The following is a 15810-nucleotide window of genomic DNA, read 5'->3' on the forward strand; positions in this document are numbered from 1 at the left end:
TGGGGACGCCGTGCTAGGTCGGCGATCCAGTACGGTATCGGACGGAACAGGCCAGGTGGACGGTGCGATCTATGCGTTGATCGGGAATATGTGCGTCGCGGCGTTGTTCGCGGTGGCGTTCGCGACCATCCGCCTGTCTTATTCGGGCCAGCGCGAGGTGATGTGGTTCTTCGCGGTCTATGCGATCGGCATGCTGACCCCATTGAGTGAACTGGGTGTCCGGCTGACCCAGTGGACGGGCACGTTCACCGCGACCAGCTATGCGTCGTTCCTGCTGTGCATCGTGCTGATGCCGCTGGGCTTCGCCGCGCTCGGCGGCCTGCGCAAGCCATGGGCGGCGGCCGGTGCGATCCTGCTGCTCGGTGTCGTCATCCGCGCCGGCATCTGGGGTGGGCCGCGCAATACGCTGTGGTACGAACTCTGTTTCCAGGCGCCGTTCGCGACCGCCAGCGCGTTGTCGGCGGTCGTCGCGCAGCGGATGGCGCGTACCGGCGGCGGCCGGCTATGGTGGGGGCTGACCTTCGTCTCGGGGCTGCTCGGCATCCACTTCCTCGTCAAGCCGTTCTTCGCCGCTGCCTATGGCTCGGGCGCCACCGCGCGCGACTATGCCGCCAGCGCCTATGCGTTGTTCTCGCAGGCGACCGGCGGCATCCTGATCGTTACCGCCGGGCTGATGGTGCTGTTGCTGGTGATGCAGAAGGTGATGGGCCACACCATCGCCGAATCCGAAACCGATCCGTTGACTGGCCTCGCCAACCGGCGCGGGCTGGAACGCCGCGCCGCGCGGCTGTTCGATCCCGCCGCCCGGTCGCCGGTCGCGGCGATCGTGTTCGACCTCGATCATTTCAAGCGGATCAACGACGGCTATGGCCATGCCACCGGCGATGCGGTGCTGCGCGCCTTCGCGCATGTCCTGCGCACCGCGCTGCCGCCCGACGCGCTGGTCGCCCGGCTGGGCGGCGAGGAATTCGTCGCGCTGCTCGACCGCACGACGCTGCGCGGCGCATGGCTTTCGGCGCAGGCGGTGCGCGGCGCGATGCCGGCGATGGGCGCGCATCTCCCCGCCGTCACGGTCAGCGCGGGGCTTGCCGAGCGCGAGAGCGGCGACACGCTCGAACGCCTGCTGGAACGCGCCGACGGCTGGACCTATGCCGCCAAGCGAGCGGGGCGCAACCGCGTCTGCCCGATGCCCGAACCGGTCGGGGCGACGCCGCCGTTTACCGCCTCGGCGTGATCGCCAGCCCGATCAGGCTTGCCACCCCCGCCGCGCCAAGGATCATGCCGACCGCGCTCAGGCCATGTCCGACCGACAGCGCCTGCGCGATGCTCGGCGTCAGCCCGCCGCCGATCACCCCGCCGACGTTGAACGCCATCGATGCGCCGGTATAACGCACCCGCGCCGGGAACAGCGACGGCAGCCACGCGCCGAGCGGCCCATAGACGAACCCCATCATCAACAGCGCGAACGACAGCCACGCCCCGATCGCGAACAGGCTGCCCGAACCGACCATCGGTGCCAGCAACGCGCCCGCCACGACCACGCCGACGCAGCCTCCGGCAAGCACCCGCCCCGGCGTCGCCCGGTCGGACCACCATCCCGCCCACGCGATGCCGACTGCCATGAACAGGATCGCGACCAACTGCGTCTGGAGGAACGCGCCGCGCGTATAGCCGAGCGTCGTGGTGCCATATCCCAGCACGAACGTCGTCGCGATGTAATAGAGCGCGAAACAGGCGACGACCCCGAACGTCCCGGCCACGGTCGCGCGCAGATGCCCGGCCGCCAGTTCGGCGATCGGCACCCCGGCGGGCGCTTCCTGTTCCAGCGCGGCCCGGAACGCCGGCGTCTCGGTCAGCTTGAGGCGAACCCACAGGCCCAGGCCGACCAGCGCGACGCTGAACAAGAACGGCAACCGCCAGCCCCACGCCACGAAATCGGCATCGCTGAGCGTCAGGCCGAGGATCAGGAACAGCCCGTTGGCGGCGATGAACCCGACCGGCGCACCCAGTTGCGGCACCATGCCGAACCGCCCGCGCCACCCCGGCGGCGCATTCTCGACCGCGAGCAGCGCCGCGCCACCCCATTCGCCGCCCAGTCCCAGCCCTTGCGCGAACCGCAACGTACACAGCAGCAGCGGCGCGACCCAGCCGACCTGCGCATAGGTCGGCAGGAACGCGATCAGCAGCGTCGACCCGCCCATCAGCATCAGCGACGCGACCAGCGTCGACTTCCGCCCCAGCCGGTCGCCGAAATGCCCGAACACCACCGCGCCCAGCGGCCGCGCGATGAAGGCGAGGCCGATCGACAGGTAACTCGCCATCAACTGCGCCGAACTGCTGTCCGACGGAAAGAACAGCGGCCCGAACACCAGTGTCGCGGCGGTCGCATAGATATAGAAGTCGTAGAACTCGACCGACGTACCGATTAGGCTGGCGATCAGGATGCGACGATGCGTGGCCATCGGATGGGGAACAGTCATGCCGGTGCGCCTACCCGATCGGCCGGGCAGGGCAAGAAGCTTTCGGTTGGCGGGGTTCAGGCGCAACTATCGGAGTGCGCCGCTGTTCGAAGGTAAGGGTGCTGTTCCGCGCCAGCCTGTTCGTCATTCCCGCGCAGGCGGGAATCCATAGACACTGACGTCACGATAGACCCGAAGCGTCCGCGTATATGGGCTCCCGTCTGCGCGGGAGTAACGAACGCTGTTGGTGTTTGTCCCCCATATCGCTCCGAATTCCAACCACCTTGCTCCAACCGCACCCCCCGCCTACGGTCCCGCGCTGCACAAGGGGACAGGCATGACCGACGCCGCGCCGACCGGACTGGCGCTGATCCGTACCGGGCTGGGCAATCGCAAGACGGGCACGATGCTGGCGTTCGGCTTTGCCGCCGGACTGCCGTTCACGCTGTTGCTCGGGACGCTCAACGCATGGCTGGGGGAGGCGAAGGTGAACCTCGCCACCATCGGCCTGCTGTCGTGGATCGGATTGCTCTACGCCTTCAAATTCTTGTGGTCGCCGCTGGTCGATCGCCTCCGCCTGCCGCTGCTCGAACGCTTCGGGCGGCGCAAGTCGTGGCTGCTGCTGTGTCAGGGGGTGCTCGCCGCTACCTTCGTCGCGCTGTCGGCGACCGATCCGGTGCTGGGGCTCGGCTGGTTTGCGCTGCTGGCGGTGATCGGCGCGTTCGCCGCCGCGACGCAGGACGTGGTGATCGACGCATGGCGGATCGACGTGGCGGACGAGCGCGCGACGCTCGGCCTGCTGTCGTCGGCCTATCAACTCGGCTACCGCACCGCGACGCTGATCGGCGGTGCGCTGGCGCTGGTGATGGCGGCACGGATCGGATGGCCACTGGTCTATGCGATCATGGGCGCCCTGATGGCGTTGCTGCTGATCGTCACCTTGCTCGCACCCGACACGCCGCGCCCGGCCGCGCTGACACCGGGCGAGGCCGCCATCGGCCCGTCGCGTGCCGACAAGCGCACCGGGCTCATCATCGTCGGCCTGTGCTGGAGCTGGGCGATCCTGACCATCGCCGCCTTCATGGTCCGCGCGCTCGCCGTCGCGCCCGGCGAGACGCCGCCGAGCGTCGGCGATTTCACCCGCCTTACCGGCCCATGGATCGTCGTCGCGACCGTCGTCGTTCCCGCGCTCGTCGCGGCATGGCTGACCCGGCGCAGCGGGGCGGGGGCCGACCCGGCGACCGGCATCGTCGAACACGGCTATCGCGCGCTCATCCTGCCGATGGCCGAACTGGTCGGGCGGCTGGGCTACGGCGTGGTGATCGTCCTCGGGCTGATCCTCAGCTACCGGCTGTGCGATTCGATCTGGGGGCCGTTCGCCTATCCCTTTTATCTCACGGAACTGCACTACACCAACGACGAGGTCGCCTTCGCGTCCAAGATCTTCGGCGTCGGCATGACCATCCTCGGCATTTCGCTGGGCGGCATCCTGTTCGCGACGGTCGGGCGGATGCCGACATTGCTGCTCGGCGCGATCGTCGCCGCCTTAAGCAACCTGCTCTATGCCGATCTGGCGGCCGGCGCGCCGGTGATCGATGCGGTGGCGGGCGCGACCGGGCTGCTGAAGCTTGGCGTCGATGCGCGGATGGTCCGGCTGATGGTCGCGATCTCGGGGGAGAATATCGCCGGTGGCTTGGCCGGCGCGGCGTTCGTCGCCTATCTGTCCTCGATCGCCAGCAAGGAACACAGCGCCGTGCAATATGCGCTGCTGTCGTCGCTCACCCTGCTGGTCGGCTCGCTCGGCCGCGCGGGGCTGGGCGAAGCGGTCGAACAAATGGGCTATGCCCCGGTATTCCGCTTCACCGCCGCGCTGGGGCTGGTCGCGGTGGTGTTCGTCCTGCTCGAATGGGTCCGCTGGAGCCGCGAGACGAAGCGGGCCTGATCCCCCTCACACAAACGTCATCCCAGCGAAGGCTGGGATCTCCCGCTGACAGCGCGTGACAGTAGCCGCACGAGGCCCAGGCCTTCGCTGGGGCGACGGTTCCTACGGTAAGAAGTGGGTAGTTCACGCGAAGGCGCGAAGAAGGTTGGTTCGCGCAGAGGCGCAGAGGCGCGGAGGAGGTAGTTCGGGACGCAATGTCCCGTGCGATCGGGAGGCCGGCAACAGGCCCGCTATCGCGGGAAAGACAGCCTCGAACGCAACCTCCTCTGCGCCTCCGCGTCTCTGCGCGAACAAAATCTTCTTCCTAAGCCGGCACCTCGTCATTCGCCGCCAGCACGGTGCCAGCCAGATACAGCGACCCCGCGATCAACACCGACTCCGCCCCGACCAGCGCCACCCGATCGAGCGCCGAAGCCGGATCGTCCGCCACCTCGGCACGTACTCCCAACGCCCGCGCCATCGCCGCCAACGCCTCGGGCGCATGACACGCATGCCCCGGAACCGGCACCGCCACCACATGATCGACGACCTGCGCCAGATGGCCCAGCACGCTGCGCCCATCCTTGTTGGCGAGCATCCCCAGCACCAGCGCCGATGGCTCGCCCCGAGCGATCCGTGGCCACCAAGCTGCCACCTCGATCGCCGCCGATTCATTGTGCGCCCCGTCGAGCCACACGCCGTGCCGGGACACGACCCGTCCGGTCAGCGGCCCGCGCTCGCGCAACCGCTGCATCCGCGCCGGCCAGCGCGCCGCCCCTGCCGCCGCGACGATCGCCGCATCGGGCACGTCGACCGCCGTCTGATGCCGCAGCATCGCTGCGGCGAGCGCCAGATTGTCGCGCTGGTGCGCCCCCACCATCGCCGGCACCGGCAGCGTCAGTTCCCCCCGATCATCGGTGTAGAAACCGTCGTCCGCCCGCCAGTCCTCATCGCGAGCGACCAGCGGCGCCCCAGCCGCACCCGCCACCGCGCGCACCCGCGCCATCACCTCGGGCGCATAGCGCTGCACCACCAACGGCACGCCGGGCTTGGCGATCCCCGCCTTCTCGCCCGCGATTCCGACCAGCGAGTTCCCCAGAAACGCCTCGTGATCGATCCCCAGCGCCGCGATGCCGCACACTGCCGGTGCCCGCAGTACGTTGGTCGCATCCAGCCGCCCGCCCAAGCCCACCTCGATCACGCACGCCTCCGCCGGCGTCCGCGCAAAGGCGAGGAACGCCGCCGCCGTCGTGATCTCGAAGAAGCTCGCGCCGATCCCGTCGGCCACGTCCAGCACTTGCGCCAGCAGCGCCGCCAATGCGCCATCGTCGATCAGCGTGCCGCCCAACCGGATACGCTCGTTGAACCGCACCAGATGCGGACTGGCATAGACATGGGCGCGCAACCCCGCCGCCTCGATCGCGGCGCGCAGATAGGCGCAGGTCGATCCCTTGCCATTGGTTCCCGCGACATGGAACACCGGCGGCAGCGCCAGATGAGGATCGCCCAGCCGCGCCAGCAGCCGCGTGATCCGATCGAGCCCCAGCACATCGGCGCCCGGCGACAACAGGGTCAACCGGTCGAGTTGCGCCTGCACCGCCGGGTCGGCCGAAATCGCGAAATCGGGCATGCCCGGCTCAGGCCGCCGCCTTCTGTCCCAGAAACTCGATCAACTGCGCAAGTTCGCCGGGCAGGTCGCGGCGATGCGTCACCCGGTCGATCAGCCCATGGTCGCGATAATATTCGCTGGTCTGGAAATCGTCGGGCAGCTTCTCGCGGATCGTGCTTTCGATCACCCGCCGCCCGGTGAACGCCAGCGTCGCCTTCGGCTCGGCGATCTGCACGTCGCCCAGCATCGCATAGGCGGCCATCACGCCCCCCGACGTCGGATCGGTCAGCACCACCAGATAGGGCAGGCCCGCATCGTGCAGCATCTCGATCGCCACCGTGGTGCGCGGCATCTGCATCAGGCTGAGGATACCCTCCTGCATCCGTGCGCCGCCGCTGGCGGTGAACACCACATAGGGCACGCCGCGCGCGATCGCCGCCTCGACGCCGGCGATGAACGCCTCACCGACGAACTGCCCCATCGATCCGCCCATGAACGCGAAGTTCTGGACCCCGATCACCGCGCCATGTCCCTGGATCGTGCCATAGGCGTTCTGGAACGCATCCTGCTCGCCGGTGTCGGTCCGCGCGGTCTTGAGCCGGTCAACATAGCGTTTGCTGTCGCGGAACTTCAGCGGGTCCTCGGCGACCTTGGGATTGGGCAATATCTGGACGCTGCCGTCATCGAACAACTGTCCGAACCGCTCCTTCGGCCCGATGCGGCCATGATGGTCGCACTTCGGACAGACGTGCAGATTCTCTTCCCATTCGCGGGTGAAGATCATCTGCCCGCACCCCTTGCACTTGTGCCAGAGATGGTCGGGCGTTTCCTTGCGCGCGACGAAGGGGAGGGCGTTGCGGACGCGGTTCAGCCAGCTCATGCCGGGTCCTTTGCCGCGTGGCGCACCGCGCTGGCAAGCGTTTCGATATAGGCGCGCACCGGCCCGGCGGCATCGGCCCCGTGCGCGGCGACGATCTCGACGATCGCCGATCCGACGACGACCCCGTCCGCCACGCGCGCGATGCTCGCCGCCTGTTCGGGAGTCCGCACGCCAAAGCCGACCGCGATCGGCAGAGTGGTCGCTGCCTTCAACCGCGCGACCGCATCGTCGATCGACGCCTGCACCGCCTGTTGCTTGCCGGTGATCCCGGCGACCGAGACGTAATAGAGGAACCCGCCGGCCCCCTCCAGTACGGCGGGCAGCCGCGCGGCATCGGTGGTCGGCGTCGCCAGCCGGATCGCAGCGATGCCATGGGCGCGCAATTGCTGCCCGAGGCTGTCGTCCTCCTCGGGGGGAATGTCGACGCAGATCACCCCGTCGACGCCGGCGGCGGCGCAGGCCTGCGCGAACCAGTCCGCCCCGCGCCGCACCATCGGATTGGCATAGCCCATCAGCACCAGCGGCACGTCGGGGTGGCGCACGCGAAACTCGCCCGCGATCCGCAGCACGTCGGCGGTCCGCGTGCCCGCCGCGAGGCTGCGGATGTTCGCCGACTGGATCGCCGGCCCGTCGGCCATCGGATCGGTGAACGGCATGCCCAGTTCGATCACATCCGCCCCGCCCGCGACCAGTGCGTCGAGGATGGCGGGCGTCGCGTCGGACGTCGGATCGCCGGCGGTGACGAAACACACCAACGCTGCGCGCCCTTGCGAAAACGCCGAAGCAAGCCGGGTCAAAGCCCTCTCCCCTTCAGGGGAGAGGGTTGGGAGAGGGGGTGGGTCAAGAAACCGTCCAACAAGCGCAACACGCCTTCCAGATTAAACATCACGTCAGAGTTAGTGAACCGCACTACCCGATAGCCTTGCGCGGTCAAATACGCGGTCCGAGCTTCGTCATACGCAGCCGTTCCGCCATGCAGATGCCCGTCGAGTTCGATTACGAGCTTCGGCGCGTTCGCCGCAAAGTCGGCAATATACGCCCCGATCACCTTTTGCCGCCGAAACTTGAACCCCCGCAAACCGCTCGGCGCGCAACGCGAACCACAGCTTCTGCTCGGCAGGGGTAGGGGCTTTGCGCGCTGCCTTCGCCCGTTCGGTCAAACCAGTGTCGCGCACTGCCCCTCTCCCAACCCTCTCCCCCGAAGAGGAGAGGGCTTAAATCTCCACTCCCAGCGCGCTTGCCACGGTGAAAATATCCTTGTCCCCCCGCCCGCACAGGTTCGCCAGGATGATCTGGTCGCTGCGCATGGTCTTCGCCCGCCGCGCCACCGCCGCAATCGCGTGCGCCGGCTCCAGCGCGGGGATGATCCCTTCGCTCCGACACAGCATCTGGAACGCGTCGAGCGCGTCGACATCGGTCGCGCTGTCATACTCCACCCGGCCGATGTCACGCAGCCACGCATGTTCCGGCCCGATCCCCGGATAGTCCAGTCCCGCCGAGATCGAATGCCCCTCCGCGATCTGCCCGTCCTCGTCCTGCAACAGATACGTCTTGTTGCCGTGCAGGATGCCGGGGAAGCCGCCCGCCAGCGACGCGGCATGATCCTTGTCCAGCCCGTGGCCCGCCGCCTCGACGCCCAGCATCGCGACCTCGGGATCGTCGAGGAACGGATGGAACAGCCCGATCGCGTTCGACCCGCCACCGATCGCCGCGACCAGCAGGTCGGGCAGGCGCCCGGTGCGCTCCAGCATCTGCGCGCGCGCCTCGCGGCCGATGATGCTCTGGAAATCGCGCACCATCTCCGGGTAGGGATGCGGCCCCGCCGCCGTGCCGATGATGTAGAAGGTGTCGTGGACGTTCGCGACCCAGTCACGCAGGCCTTCGTTCATCGCATCGGACAGCGTGGCCGCGCCGCTCGTCACCGGCCGCACCTCGGCACCCAGCAGCTTCATGCGGAACACATTGGGCTGCTGCCGCTCAATATCGCGCGCACCCATGTAGATGACGCAGGGCAGGCCGAAGCGCGCGCACACGGCGGCGGTCGCCACGCCATGCTGGCCAGCACCCGTCTCGGCGATGATCCGCGTCTTGCCCATGCGGATCGCTAGCAGGATCTGCCCGATGCAGTTGTTGATCTTGTGCGCGCCGGTATGGTTCAGCTCGTCGCGCTTGAACCACACCTGCGCTCCCATGCCCGGCGCGGCCGACGCGCGCAGCGTCTCGCTCAACCGTTCGGCATGATACAGCGGGCTGGGCCGCCCGACATAATGCGTCATCAGGTCGTCGAACTGTGCCGCGAACGCCGGATCGGCCTTGGCCGCCGTATATTCGCGATCGAGGTCGAGGATCAGCGGCATCAGCGTTTCCGCGACATAGCGGCCGCCGAAGTCGCCGAAATGCCCGCGGTCGTCGGGCTGGGTGCGATAGCTGTTGGGGGCGTTCATGGGCCGTCCGTTACGCCCGCGCGTGCCCGCTGTCGAGGGGATCGGGGACTGACCGGGACATGCGCGGAAGCGCCCGTTTCGGCAGTTCAGTCCATTCCACTCGCAAACGTTACCCCGGACCTGTTCCGGGGTAACGGATCGGGCCTGAAAGCCTCCCGGATCGCTGAACGTCGATCCGCACTTAGGCGTCCGCCACCGCCCGCCCGAACGCTGCGATCCGCTGAACATCCTTCACGCCGGGCGCGCTTTCCACCCCCGATGACACATCGACCAGCGGCGCGCGCGTCACCCGGATGGCCTGCGCGACATTGCCCGCGTCCAGCCCGCCCGACAACGCCCATGGCAGCGGATGTGCGAAGCCGGCGAGCAGCGTCCAGTCGAACCGCACCCCCATGCCGCCGGGCAATGCCGCACCCTCGGGCGTCTTGGCGTCGTACAGCACGCGGTCCGCCGCGCCGCCGAGCGCCCGCGCCCCGTCCAGATCGGCGCGCGTCTTGACCGCCACCGTCCCCCATGTCTCGCGCCCAAACCGCGCCCGGATCGCCGCGATCCGCGTCGGCGCGGTCTTGTGCAACTGGATCGCGTCGAGCCGCCCCGCCGTCACCGCCGCGTCGAGCAGCGCATCGTCGGGATCGACGAACACGCCCACCTTCGCGACTCCGCCCGGCACCTGCGTCGCCAGCCCCGCCGCCTTGTCGAACCCCAGATGCCGGGGGGAGGGGGGGAAGAACACGAAGCCGACATGGCTCGCCCCGGCGGACAGCGCCGCCGCCAGCGTCTCGGGCGTCGACAGGCCGCAAATCTTGAAACGGGTCATCGGTCGCTCACCACACAAGAGAAAACACACATGCCCCGCGAGGTACGGCCCCACATCCCCTCCTCTCCCTGACAGGCGAGGGGCCGGGGGTACGGGGCAGGGGCCGACACAGCCTCGCCGACCCGCCCCCGCTCCCTCCCTTGTCAGGGAGGGAGGCGCCACACAACCGGAGACGGCCGGTCCGCCACCACCCGCCACCCGCGAACCCTATGCCGCCACTACGCACTTTCCCGGAATCGATCTCGAATCGCTATGGCGCGAGGCGTAGCTGATCGGGGCGGGCACATGCACGCCCGCGCCACCGAAGGTTTCCCGATCATGTCGCCTACCCCCCAACCGGACCCCGCCGACCCCGTCGTGCTCTATGTCGGTCAGGATGTCGCCGGCCACTGGCTGGTACAGGACGCCGCCCGCCTGCTCGAAGGGCGTTTTGTGTCGCTCACCGCCGCGCTCCGCTTCGCCGAGGCCGAGCGCCAGATGTACCATGCCAGCGTGCGGCTGGCGACGATGCCGCTGATCCCGGTGATCCCGTTCGGCCCGGTCGCGGCCGATGTCCGGGCGCTGCCCCGTGCCGCGTGAGCGCGCCCGGTCCGACCCACGCTGGGCGGATGTCGCCGCGACCCTTGCGGCGTTGCGCGGCGGCCGCCGTCATGCCGTCCGCATCGTCGACACCGATTGCGGTTGCGGCACGCTGCTGATCGCCGCGCTCGCCCATGCCCGCAGCCTTGGCTTCACCGCGATCGAGGGGCGCGGCCTCGATCGCTCGCCGGCCTGCCTCGGCCGGGCGCGACGCGCGGCGGCCGCGCTGCACGATCCGGCGATCGGTGTGGCGTTCGACGCCACCGACGTGGCGACCGCGCTCGATCAGGAAGCGGAGGCGCCCGCCGACATCCTGTTATGCCACCACGCCTTGCCCGCCCATGCCCCGACGGCCGGGCGGGTGGTGATCGCCGACCGCCATGCCGGTGCCGTCCGATGAGCCGCCACAACCTGCGCTGGCGTGCCGCCGGCGTCGTGTTGCTGGCCATCGCCGGCACCGTCGCGGTCGTAGGCTATGGCGCGACGGCGACGCTTTTCGCGCTTCCCGCCGCGCTGCTCGGTCTGCCGCTCGTCCTCCACGGCAAGCGCGTGGAGCAGGCGATCCGCGCCTGTCGTCACGGCCATGCTACCACTGCCGCAGTCGTCCACGCCGCGCACCGGCGGCGGCCATGGCGACCCGCCGGGCCGTCCCGCACGGACCGATCGATGCCATGACGGCGGAATGACCGGCCGAGTCCCGCCTCAGTGCTAACTGGTGCTTCCTGCCGCTCGCGAATGCGCGATGTGCAAACTTCGGCGCCGGAAATTGATACATCGGTCGGACAAAAGGCTTATGTTGCAATAATTTGTTGCAACGGCCCGGCCGTGTGGAAGGGCGTTGCGTGTAAACTTCGTCATCTTTCACGCGCCATGGGCAAAGCCCATGGCGTCGGTCGGCGCTCCCCGCGCCGCCGGCCGAACGCGCCTTGTGCGGCTCGGGTCGAGCTTCGCTCGACCTTGCCCGGCGCGTTTCCGGCGCGTTACAGCGTTGCCTCGATCGCTCTCGCCGCCTGATCCGGGTCCTCGGCCTGTGTGATCGGGCGTCCGATCACCAGCACCGATGCCCCGGCGTCCAGCGCGGCGCGTGGTGTCACCACCCGCTTCTGGTCGCCGACACCGGCGTTCGCCGGACGGACGCCGGGCACCACGAAGAACCCCTGCGGCCACACCTTCTTGGCCACCGCGACCTCGGCACCCGAACACACCACCCCGTCGATCCCGGCGCTCTTCGCCAGTTCGGTCAGCCGCACCACCTGTTCGTGCGGGTCGGGGGCAAGGCCGATCGACGACAGGTCGTGGCCGTCGAGGCTGGTGAGCATCGTCACCGCCACCACTTTGGTGCCGACCGGTGCCGCCGCCTTGGCATCCTCCAGCATCGCCCGCCCGCCGCTGGCATGGACGGTCAGGATCGCCGGATCGAGCGGCCCCAGCGCCTGGATCGCCTTGGCGACGGTATTGGGAATATCGTGGAATTTCAGGTCGAGGAAGATCGGCAGGCCGAGGTCGGCCATCGTCCGCACCCCCGCCCGGCCATTGGCCATGAAGAACTCCAGTCCCAGCTTCAGCCCGCCGACATGGCCCCGGACCTTGTGCGCCAGCGCCTTGGCCCGCTCCAGATCGGGAGTGTCGATCGCGACATAGATCGGCGAGCGGCTCATGCGACCACTCCCGTCACCGGCTGCGGCGCCACCACCGGCTCGACCGGCTTGGCCAGCGGCACGGTGCGGTCGGCGGCGAACAGCCGCTGGCGCATCCGCCACCGCGTCAGCCTGAGCGCCACGAACGTCGGCAGGAACCCCGCGAGGAACGTGACGAGCAGCAACAGCGGCAGGTTCACATCGGCATACAACGTCCCCCACAGCTTCAGGGGAACCATCGTCATGTTGTTGAGCGCAAAGGCGACAATCACCCCCACCAGCAACGCCCAGAACAGGGTTTTCAGGAACTGCATGGGGCCTTGCCTCTCGTGTCGCGGGGTATCGTCCTTTCCTTACGCCCGCCCGCCCGGTTTTTCCAATAGCGGCGGTGTCAGCCGATTTCGGCGCGCAGCTCGGCGAACAGGTCGCCGATCGCCTCCAGCCGTGGTTCCTCTTCGTCGAGGATCGCCACGAACGCACGGCGTTTCAGCGTCGCGACATAACCCGGTGGCAGGTGGACATCGGCCGGCAGCGTCGACAGCGCGATGTCGATCATCCGCTCGGCACCATGCAGCCGCCCCCACAGATAGTCGTTCTCGCGGTACGACCGGCTGAAAAACGCCCCGAAATTATGGAAGCGGATGCCCTTCAACGTGGCCTCCGCCCCGCCGCCCCGGATCGAGGGGGCATCGTCGGGCGCGATCCGGTCGACCCGCACCGGATCGAACTCGTCCAGCCCCTCGCCCCCCAGCAGCGGCAGCGTGGCGACGTCGAAGAACGGAAAGCCCAGATAGGCGAGCAGCAACGGCCGCCGGATCTCGCGCGGCATCGCGGACAACGCCGCCGACAGCCGGGCATCGGTATCGGCATCCAGCGTCGGCAGGTCCATCGCGTCGCCCATCGCCGCCAGTACCGCCGCCGGATCGGCCCGCGCATCGCCGGCCAGGTCCTTCAGCCCGGCGAACCGGTCGGCCCGCTCGCATGCCAGATAGGGGGCGAGGCTCGCGAACACCGCTTCCCGCACCGCCGCCAGCGGCGCGCTGCCATGGGCGCCCTCCATCGTCGTCAACGTGCGCACCAGCAACCGCAGCCGGCGGATGCGGAACGGCAGGTCGTGGCTGCGCAGGAAATCGATCGTCGCGTCGCTCGCACCCTCCGGGCCGAAGCGATCCGCCCCCGCCGCCCGCACCGCACCGGCGAAGCGCGCCCGCGTCCGCCGCACCCATTCGGGCGAGGCATCGCCAGCGATCGCCCCGGCCTGCGCCGCCAGCCGGTCGAGCAACTGCCCGATCTTGAGCAGGCCATAGGCGGCATGGCCGATCCCGGCCTGTTGCGCGGCACGCACCTGCGCCTTGGCGCGCCATCCCGCCAGTCGCGCCGGCGTCGGCCAGTCGAGGAACAGCGTATAGCCGAACAGTGCCTCGACCTGTTCCTCCACCGGTCCGCGCACCTGCTCGACGATCGCCAGCATCCGCTCGATCTGTTCCGAGCGCCGCTGGATCGCGTCCAGATTGTCGCGGATCGGCTGCTTGCGCGGTAGTTCGGACAATGCGCCCAATATCGTCTGAAGAAACCCCGGCGGCCCTTCGCTCGCCGGGGCGAGGCCGAATTTATGCCCCGGTGCCGGGTCGAGATAGACGAAGCGCCGGTCGATCTGCCGCTTGGCCGGGCGGTTGCGCAGCGCATCGATCGCCGGCTGGAACGGGGCATTGGCCAGCACCGATCCGTCGATCAGCGTCGCCGCCTCCGCCATGCCGACCGCCGACTGGCGCGGCAGCACGCGCCGCAGGAACGCCTCGCGTCCGTCCCACGCCATATCCCGCTCGGCAAGCGCGGCGTCCAGCTCGCCGACCCGGAACGGCGGAAAGGCACCGGGAAAGCTCGACGTCGCCCGCGCCGCGAACACCAGTTCGGCGGTATCGGCGAGGGTTCCGCCGGCATGGTCGCTGAAACCGATCACCAGCCGATGTTCGGTCTCGACCACCTCGGCCGGCGAATTGAGCCGCAGCAGTTCGGGGTGGCCGGTGAAGTCGGTCACGGTGACGAACAGGTCGAGCGGCTGGCCATCGGGCAACAGCCTCGGCCCTGCCGGAGCGGCCGCCATCGCGGCAAAGGCATCGAGCAGCATGTCGACCATCACCCGCCCGCCGAACGGCGGCTCGAACCAGCGCGCGCGAAAGAAATGGTCGAGCTTGGCACGCAGTTCGTCGCGTGCGGCCCGGTCGACGCTCGACACCTCCTCGCCCTCGCGGCCCAGCGCCATCCACGCGATCGGCCGTGCCCATGGCCGGGACAGGGCGCTGGCGGGCGCCTGCACCGGATCGATCAGCGCCTCGATATCGGCCTTGTCGAGCCACAGCGCGGTCAGCGGGTCGAGCGACTGGCCGGTGGCGATCGCCTGCGCCAGAAACACGCCGTTGATCCCCCCGGCACTGGCGCCGGCGACGATGTCGACCAACACGCGCAGCCGGATGCCGGTCCGCGCCGCCAGATCGGCGAGCATCTCCTGATACACGCCGGCGCTGCCGGTCAGCGGTTCGGCATCGTCCTGCGCCGCGCGGCTGGCGCGGGCGATGTGCCAGATTTCCTTGACCAGCCCGTGCATGTAGACCGCGAGGCTGATCCCGCCGTAGCAGATCAGCGCGAGGCGCAGTTCGCGTTCCTGCGGCGGGCGGTCGGCGCTCACGAAGCGTCCAGCACCGCCCAGATCGGCAGATGGTCCGACGCCTTGCGTGCCGCCGCGCTGTGGTGGACCCCCGCCTCGACGATGCGCAGCGCCGGCGACACCATGATCCGGTCGAGCCGCCCGATCGGCCGTCTGGCATGAAAGCTGGGACCGGTATCGGCGAAGCGGTGATCGCGCGCGAAGTCGCGCAGGCAGCCGGACTGCGGCGTCCATTCGTTCAGGTCGCCCATCAGCACGCAGGGCAGATGCGGCGCGCATCCGTCCAGTTCGCGGAGGATCGCGTTCGCCTGTTTGCGCCGCCAAAGCCCGGACAGGTCGAGGTGCATGCCGACCACCCGGATCATCACGCCGCCGATCGTCACATCGGCACGCACCGCGCCGCGCGGTTCCAGCGCCGGGATCTCGATCCGGTGCGGCTCGGCGATGATCGCACCTTTCCGCACCAGCAGCGCATTGCCGTGCCACCCCATCGACTGCGCCCGCATCGCCACCGGCACCGCAGCCCACGGACTATGTTCGTCGAGCATGGTGAGCGGGATGACACCGGCCCGTTCGCCCAGCCGCCGGTCGCATTCCTGCAACGCGATGATGTCCGCGTCGATCTCGCGCAGCACCTCCAGCGTGCGTTCCGGCATCCGGCGGCGATCGGTGCCGATCGCCTTGCGCATGTTGTAGCTGGCCACCTTTATCATCGTAGCCGATCCAACGTCGCTTGCACGGTTTCGTTTCGTGGCCGCAGCGAACCGGGGCCGATCGACATTCGGCGGCAACGTCAGTG

Annotated in this window: 16 protein-coding genes; 5 read left to right on the forward strand and 11 right to left on the reverse strand. The window is 69.0% G+C overall.

Going from position 1 to position 15810, the window contains the following annotated elements; translation table 11 throughout:
* Positions 1–55 precede the first annotated feature (55 nt).
* Positions 56–1234: a GGDEF domain-containing protein gene (locus tag LRA89_RS02595; RefSeq protein WP_230768904.1), complete on the forward strand. Its 1179-nt coding sequence runs from the start codon at positions 56–58 to the stop codon at positions 1232–1234.
* Here LRA89_RS02595 and LRA89_RS02600 read toward each other — a convergent pair.
* The gene (locus LRA89_RS02600) at positions 1218–2480 is read right to left on the reverse strand and encodes an MFS transporter (protein WP_230768905.1); all 1263 of its coding nucleotides are present in this window, start codon (positions 2478–2480) and stop codon (positions 1218–1220) included. The two genes, LRA89_RS02595 and LRA89_RS02600, sit on opposite strands and share 17 nt — an antisense overlap.
* Before the next feature lie 316 nt (positions 2481–2796).
* Between LRA89_RS02600 and LRA89_RS02605 the strand changes: the two genes are divergently transcribed.
* Positions 2797–4401: an AmpG family muropeptide MFS transporter gene (locus tag LRA89_RS02605; RefSeq protein WP_230768906.1), complete on the forward strand. Its 1605-nt coding sequence runs from the start codon at positions 2797–2799 to the stop codon at positions 4399–4401.
* 304 nt (positions 4402–4705) lie between these two features.
* On the opposite strand, the gene LRA89_RS02610 is transcribed toward LRA89_RS02605, so the two are convergent.
* From LRA89_RS02610 to LRA89_RS02635, 6 genes are all read right to left on the reverse strand, one after another.
* A complete protein-coding gene (locus LRA89_RS02610; RefSeq protein WP_230768907.1) occupies positions 4706–6010 on the reverse strand; it encodes a bifunctional folylpolyglutamate synthase/dihydrofolate synthase in 1305 nt (434 codons plus the stop codon).
* A gap of 7 nt (positions 6011–6017) precedes the next feature.
* Entirely contained in the window at positions 6018–6869 is an 852-nt protein-coding gene (accD, locus tag LRA89_RS02615; protein WP_056497164.1) for an acetyl-CoA carboxylase, carboxyltransferase subunit beta, read from the reverse strand.
* A complete protein-coding gene (gene trpA, locus LRA89_RS02620) occupies positions 6866–7666 on the reverse strand; it encodes a tryptophan synthase subunit alpha (protein ID WP_230768908.1) in 801 nt (266 codons plus the stop codon). Before trpA ends, accD begins: the two co-directional genes overlap by 4 nt.
* On the reverse strand, positions 7663–7917 hold the full coding sequence (locus tag LRA89_RS02625; protein WP_230768909.1) for an endonuclease domain-containing protein: 255 nt from the start codon (positions 7915–7917) through the stop codon (positions 7663–7665). Before LRA89_RS02625 ends, trpA begins: the two co-directional genes overlap by 4 nt.
* A 166-nt stretch (positions 7918–8083) precedes the next feature.
* Positions 8084–9313 carry a tryptophan synthase subunit beta gene (gene trpB / locus LRA89_RS02630; protein ID WP_230768910.1) on the reverse strand — a complete coding sequence of 410 codons (1230 nt, stop codon included), beginning with the start codon at positions 9311–9313 and terminating at the stop codon, positions 8084–8086.
* A gap of 181 nt (positions 9314–9494) precedes the next feature.
* Positions 9495–10130 (reverse strand): phosphoribosylanthranilate isomerase, encoded by a 636-nt coding sequence (locus LRA89_RS02635; protein WP_230768911.1) that lies wholly within the window; start codon positions 10128–10130, stop codon positions 9495–9497.
* A 318-nt stretch (positions 10131–10448) separates the two neighbouring features.
* On the opposite strand from LRA89_RS02635, the gene LRA89_RS02640 reads away from it, so the two are divergent.
* From LRA89_RS02640 to LRA89_RS02650, 3 genes are read left to right on the forward strand one after another with little or no spacing between them, the layout of a single operon-like run.
* Entirely contained in the window at positions 10449–10709 is a 261-nt protein-coding gene (locus LRA89_RS02640) for a hypothetical protein (protein ID WP_230768912.1), read from the forward strand.
* Positions 10699–11109, forward strand: a complete 411-nt coding sequence (locus tag LRA89_RS02645; protein ID WP_230768913.1) for an SAM-dependent methyltransferase — start codon at positions 10699–10701, stop codon at positions 11107–11109. The genes LRA89_RS02640 and LRA89_RS02645 overlap by 11 nt, the downstream gene beginning before the upstream one ends.
* The gene (locus LRA89_RS02650) at positions 11106–11384 is read left to right on the forward strand and encodes a hypothetical protein (protein WP_230768914.1); all 279 of its coding nucleotides are present in this window, start codon (positions 11106–11108) and stop codon (positions 11382–11384) included. Before LRA89_RS02645 ends, LRA89_RS02650 begins: the two co-directional genes overlap by 4 nt.
* 305 nt (positions 11385–11689) lie before the next feature.
* Here LRA89_RS02650 and pyrF read toward each other — a convergent pair whose 3' ends face one another.
* The 4 genes from pyrF to LRA89_RS02670 all read right to left on the reverse strand — a co-directional run bounded on the left by pyrF (position 11690) and on the right by LRA89_RS02670 (position 15724).
* Positions 11690–12367, reverse strand: a complete 678-nt coding sequence (pyrF, locus tag LRA89_RS02655) for an orotidine-5'-phosphate decarboxylase (protein WP_230768915.1) — start codon at positions 12365–12367, stop codon at positions 11690–11692.
* Positions 12364–12660 (reverse strand): lipopolysaccharide assembly protein LapA domain-containing protein, encoded by a 297-nt coding sequence (locus LRA89_RS02660; RefSeq protein ID WP_230768916.1) that lies wholly within the window; start codon positions 12658–12660, stop codon positions 12364–12366. The genes pyrF and LRA89_RS02660 overlap by 4 nt, the downstream gene beginning before the upstream one ends.
* A gap of 77 nt (positions 12661–12737) precedes the next feature.
* Positions 12738–15032 (reverse strand): patatin-like protein, encoded by a 2295-nt coding sequence (locus LRA89_RS02665; RefSeq protein ID WP_230768917.1) that lies wholly within the window; start codon positions 15030–15032, stop codon positions 12738–12740.
* Positions 15029–15724, reverse strand: coding sequence for an endonuclease/exonuclease/phosphatase family protein (locus LRA89_RS02670; RefSeq protein WP_230768918.1), 696 nt, complete (start codon positions 15722–15724; stop codon positions 15029–15031). The genes LRA89_RS02665 and LRA89_RS02670 overlap by 4 nt, the downstream gene beginning before the upstream one ends.
* Positions 15725–15810: the final 86 nt, after the last annotated feature.

The sequence above is a fragment of the Sphingomonas sp. Leaf4 genome (genome assembly GCF_920939515.1).
Classification (GTDB): Bacteria; Pseudomonadota; Alphaproteobacteria; order Sphingomonadales; family Sphingomonadaceae; genus Sphingomonas.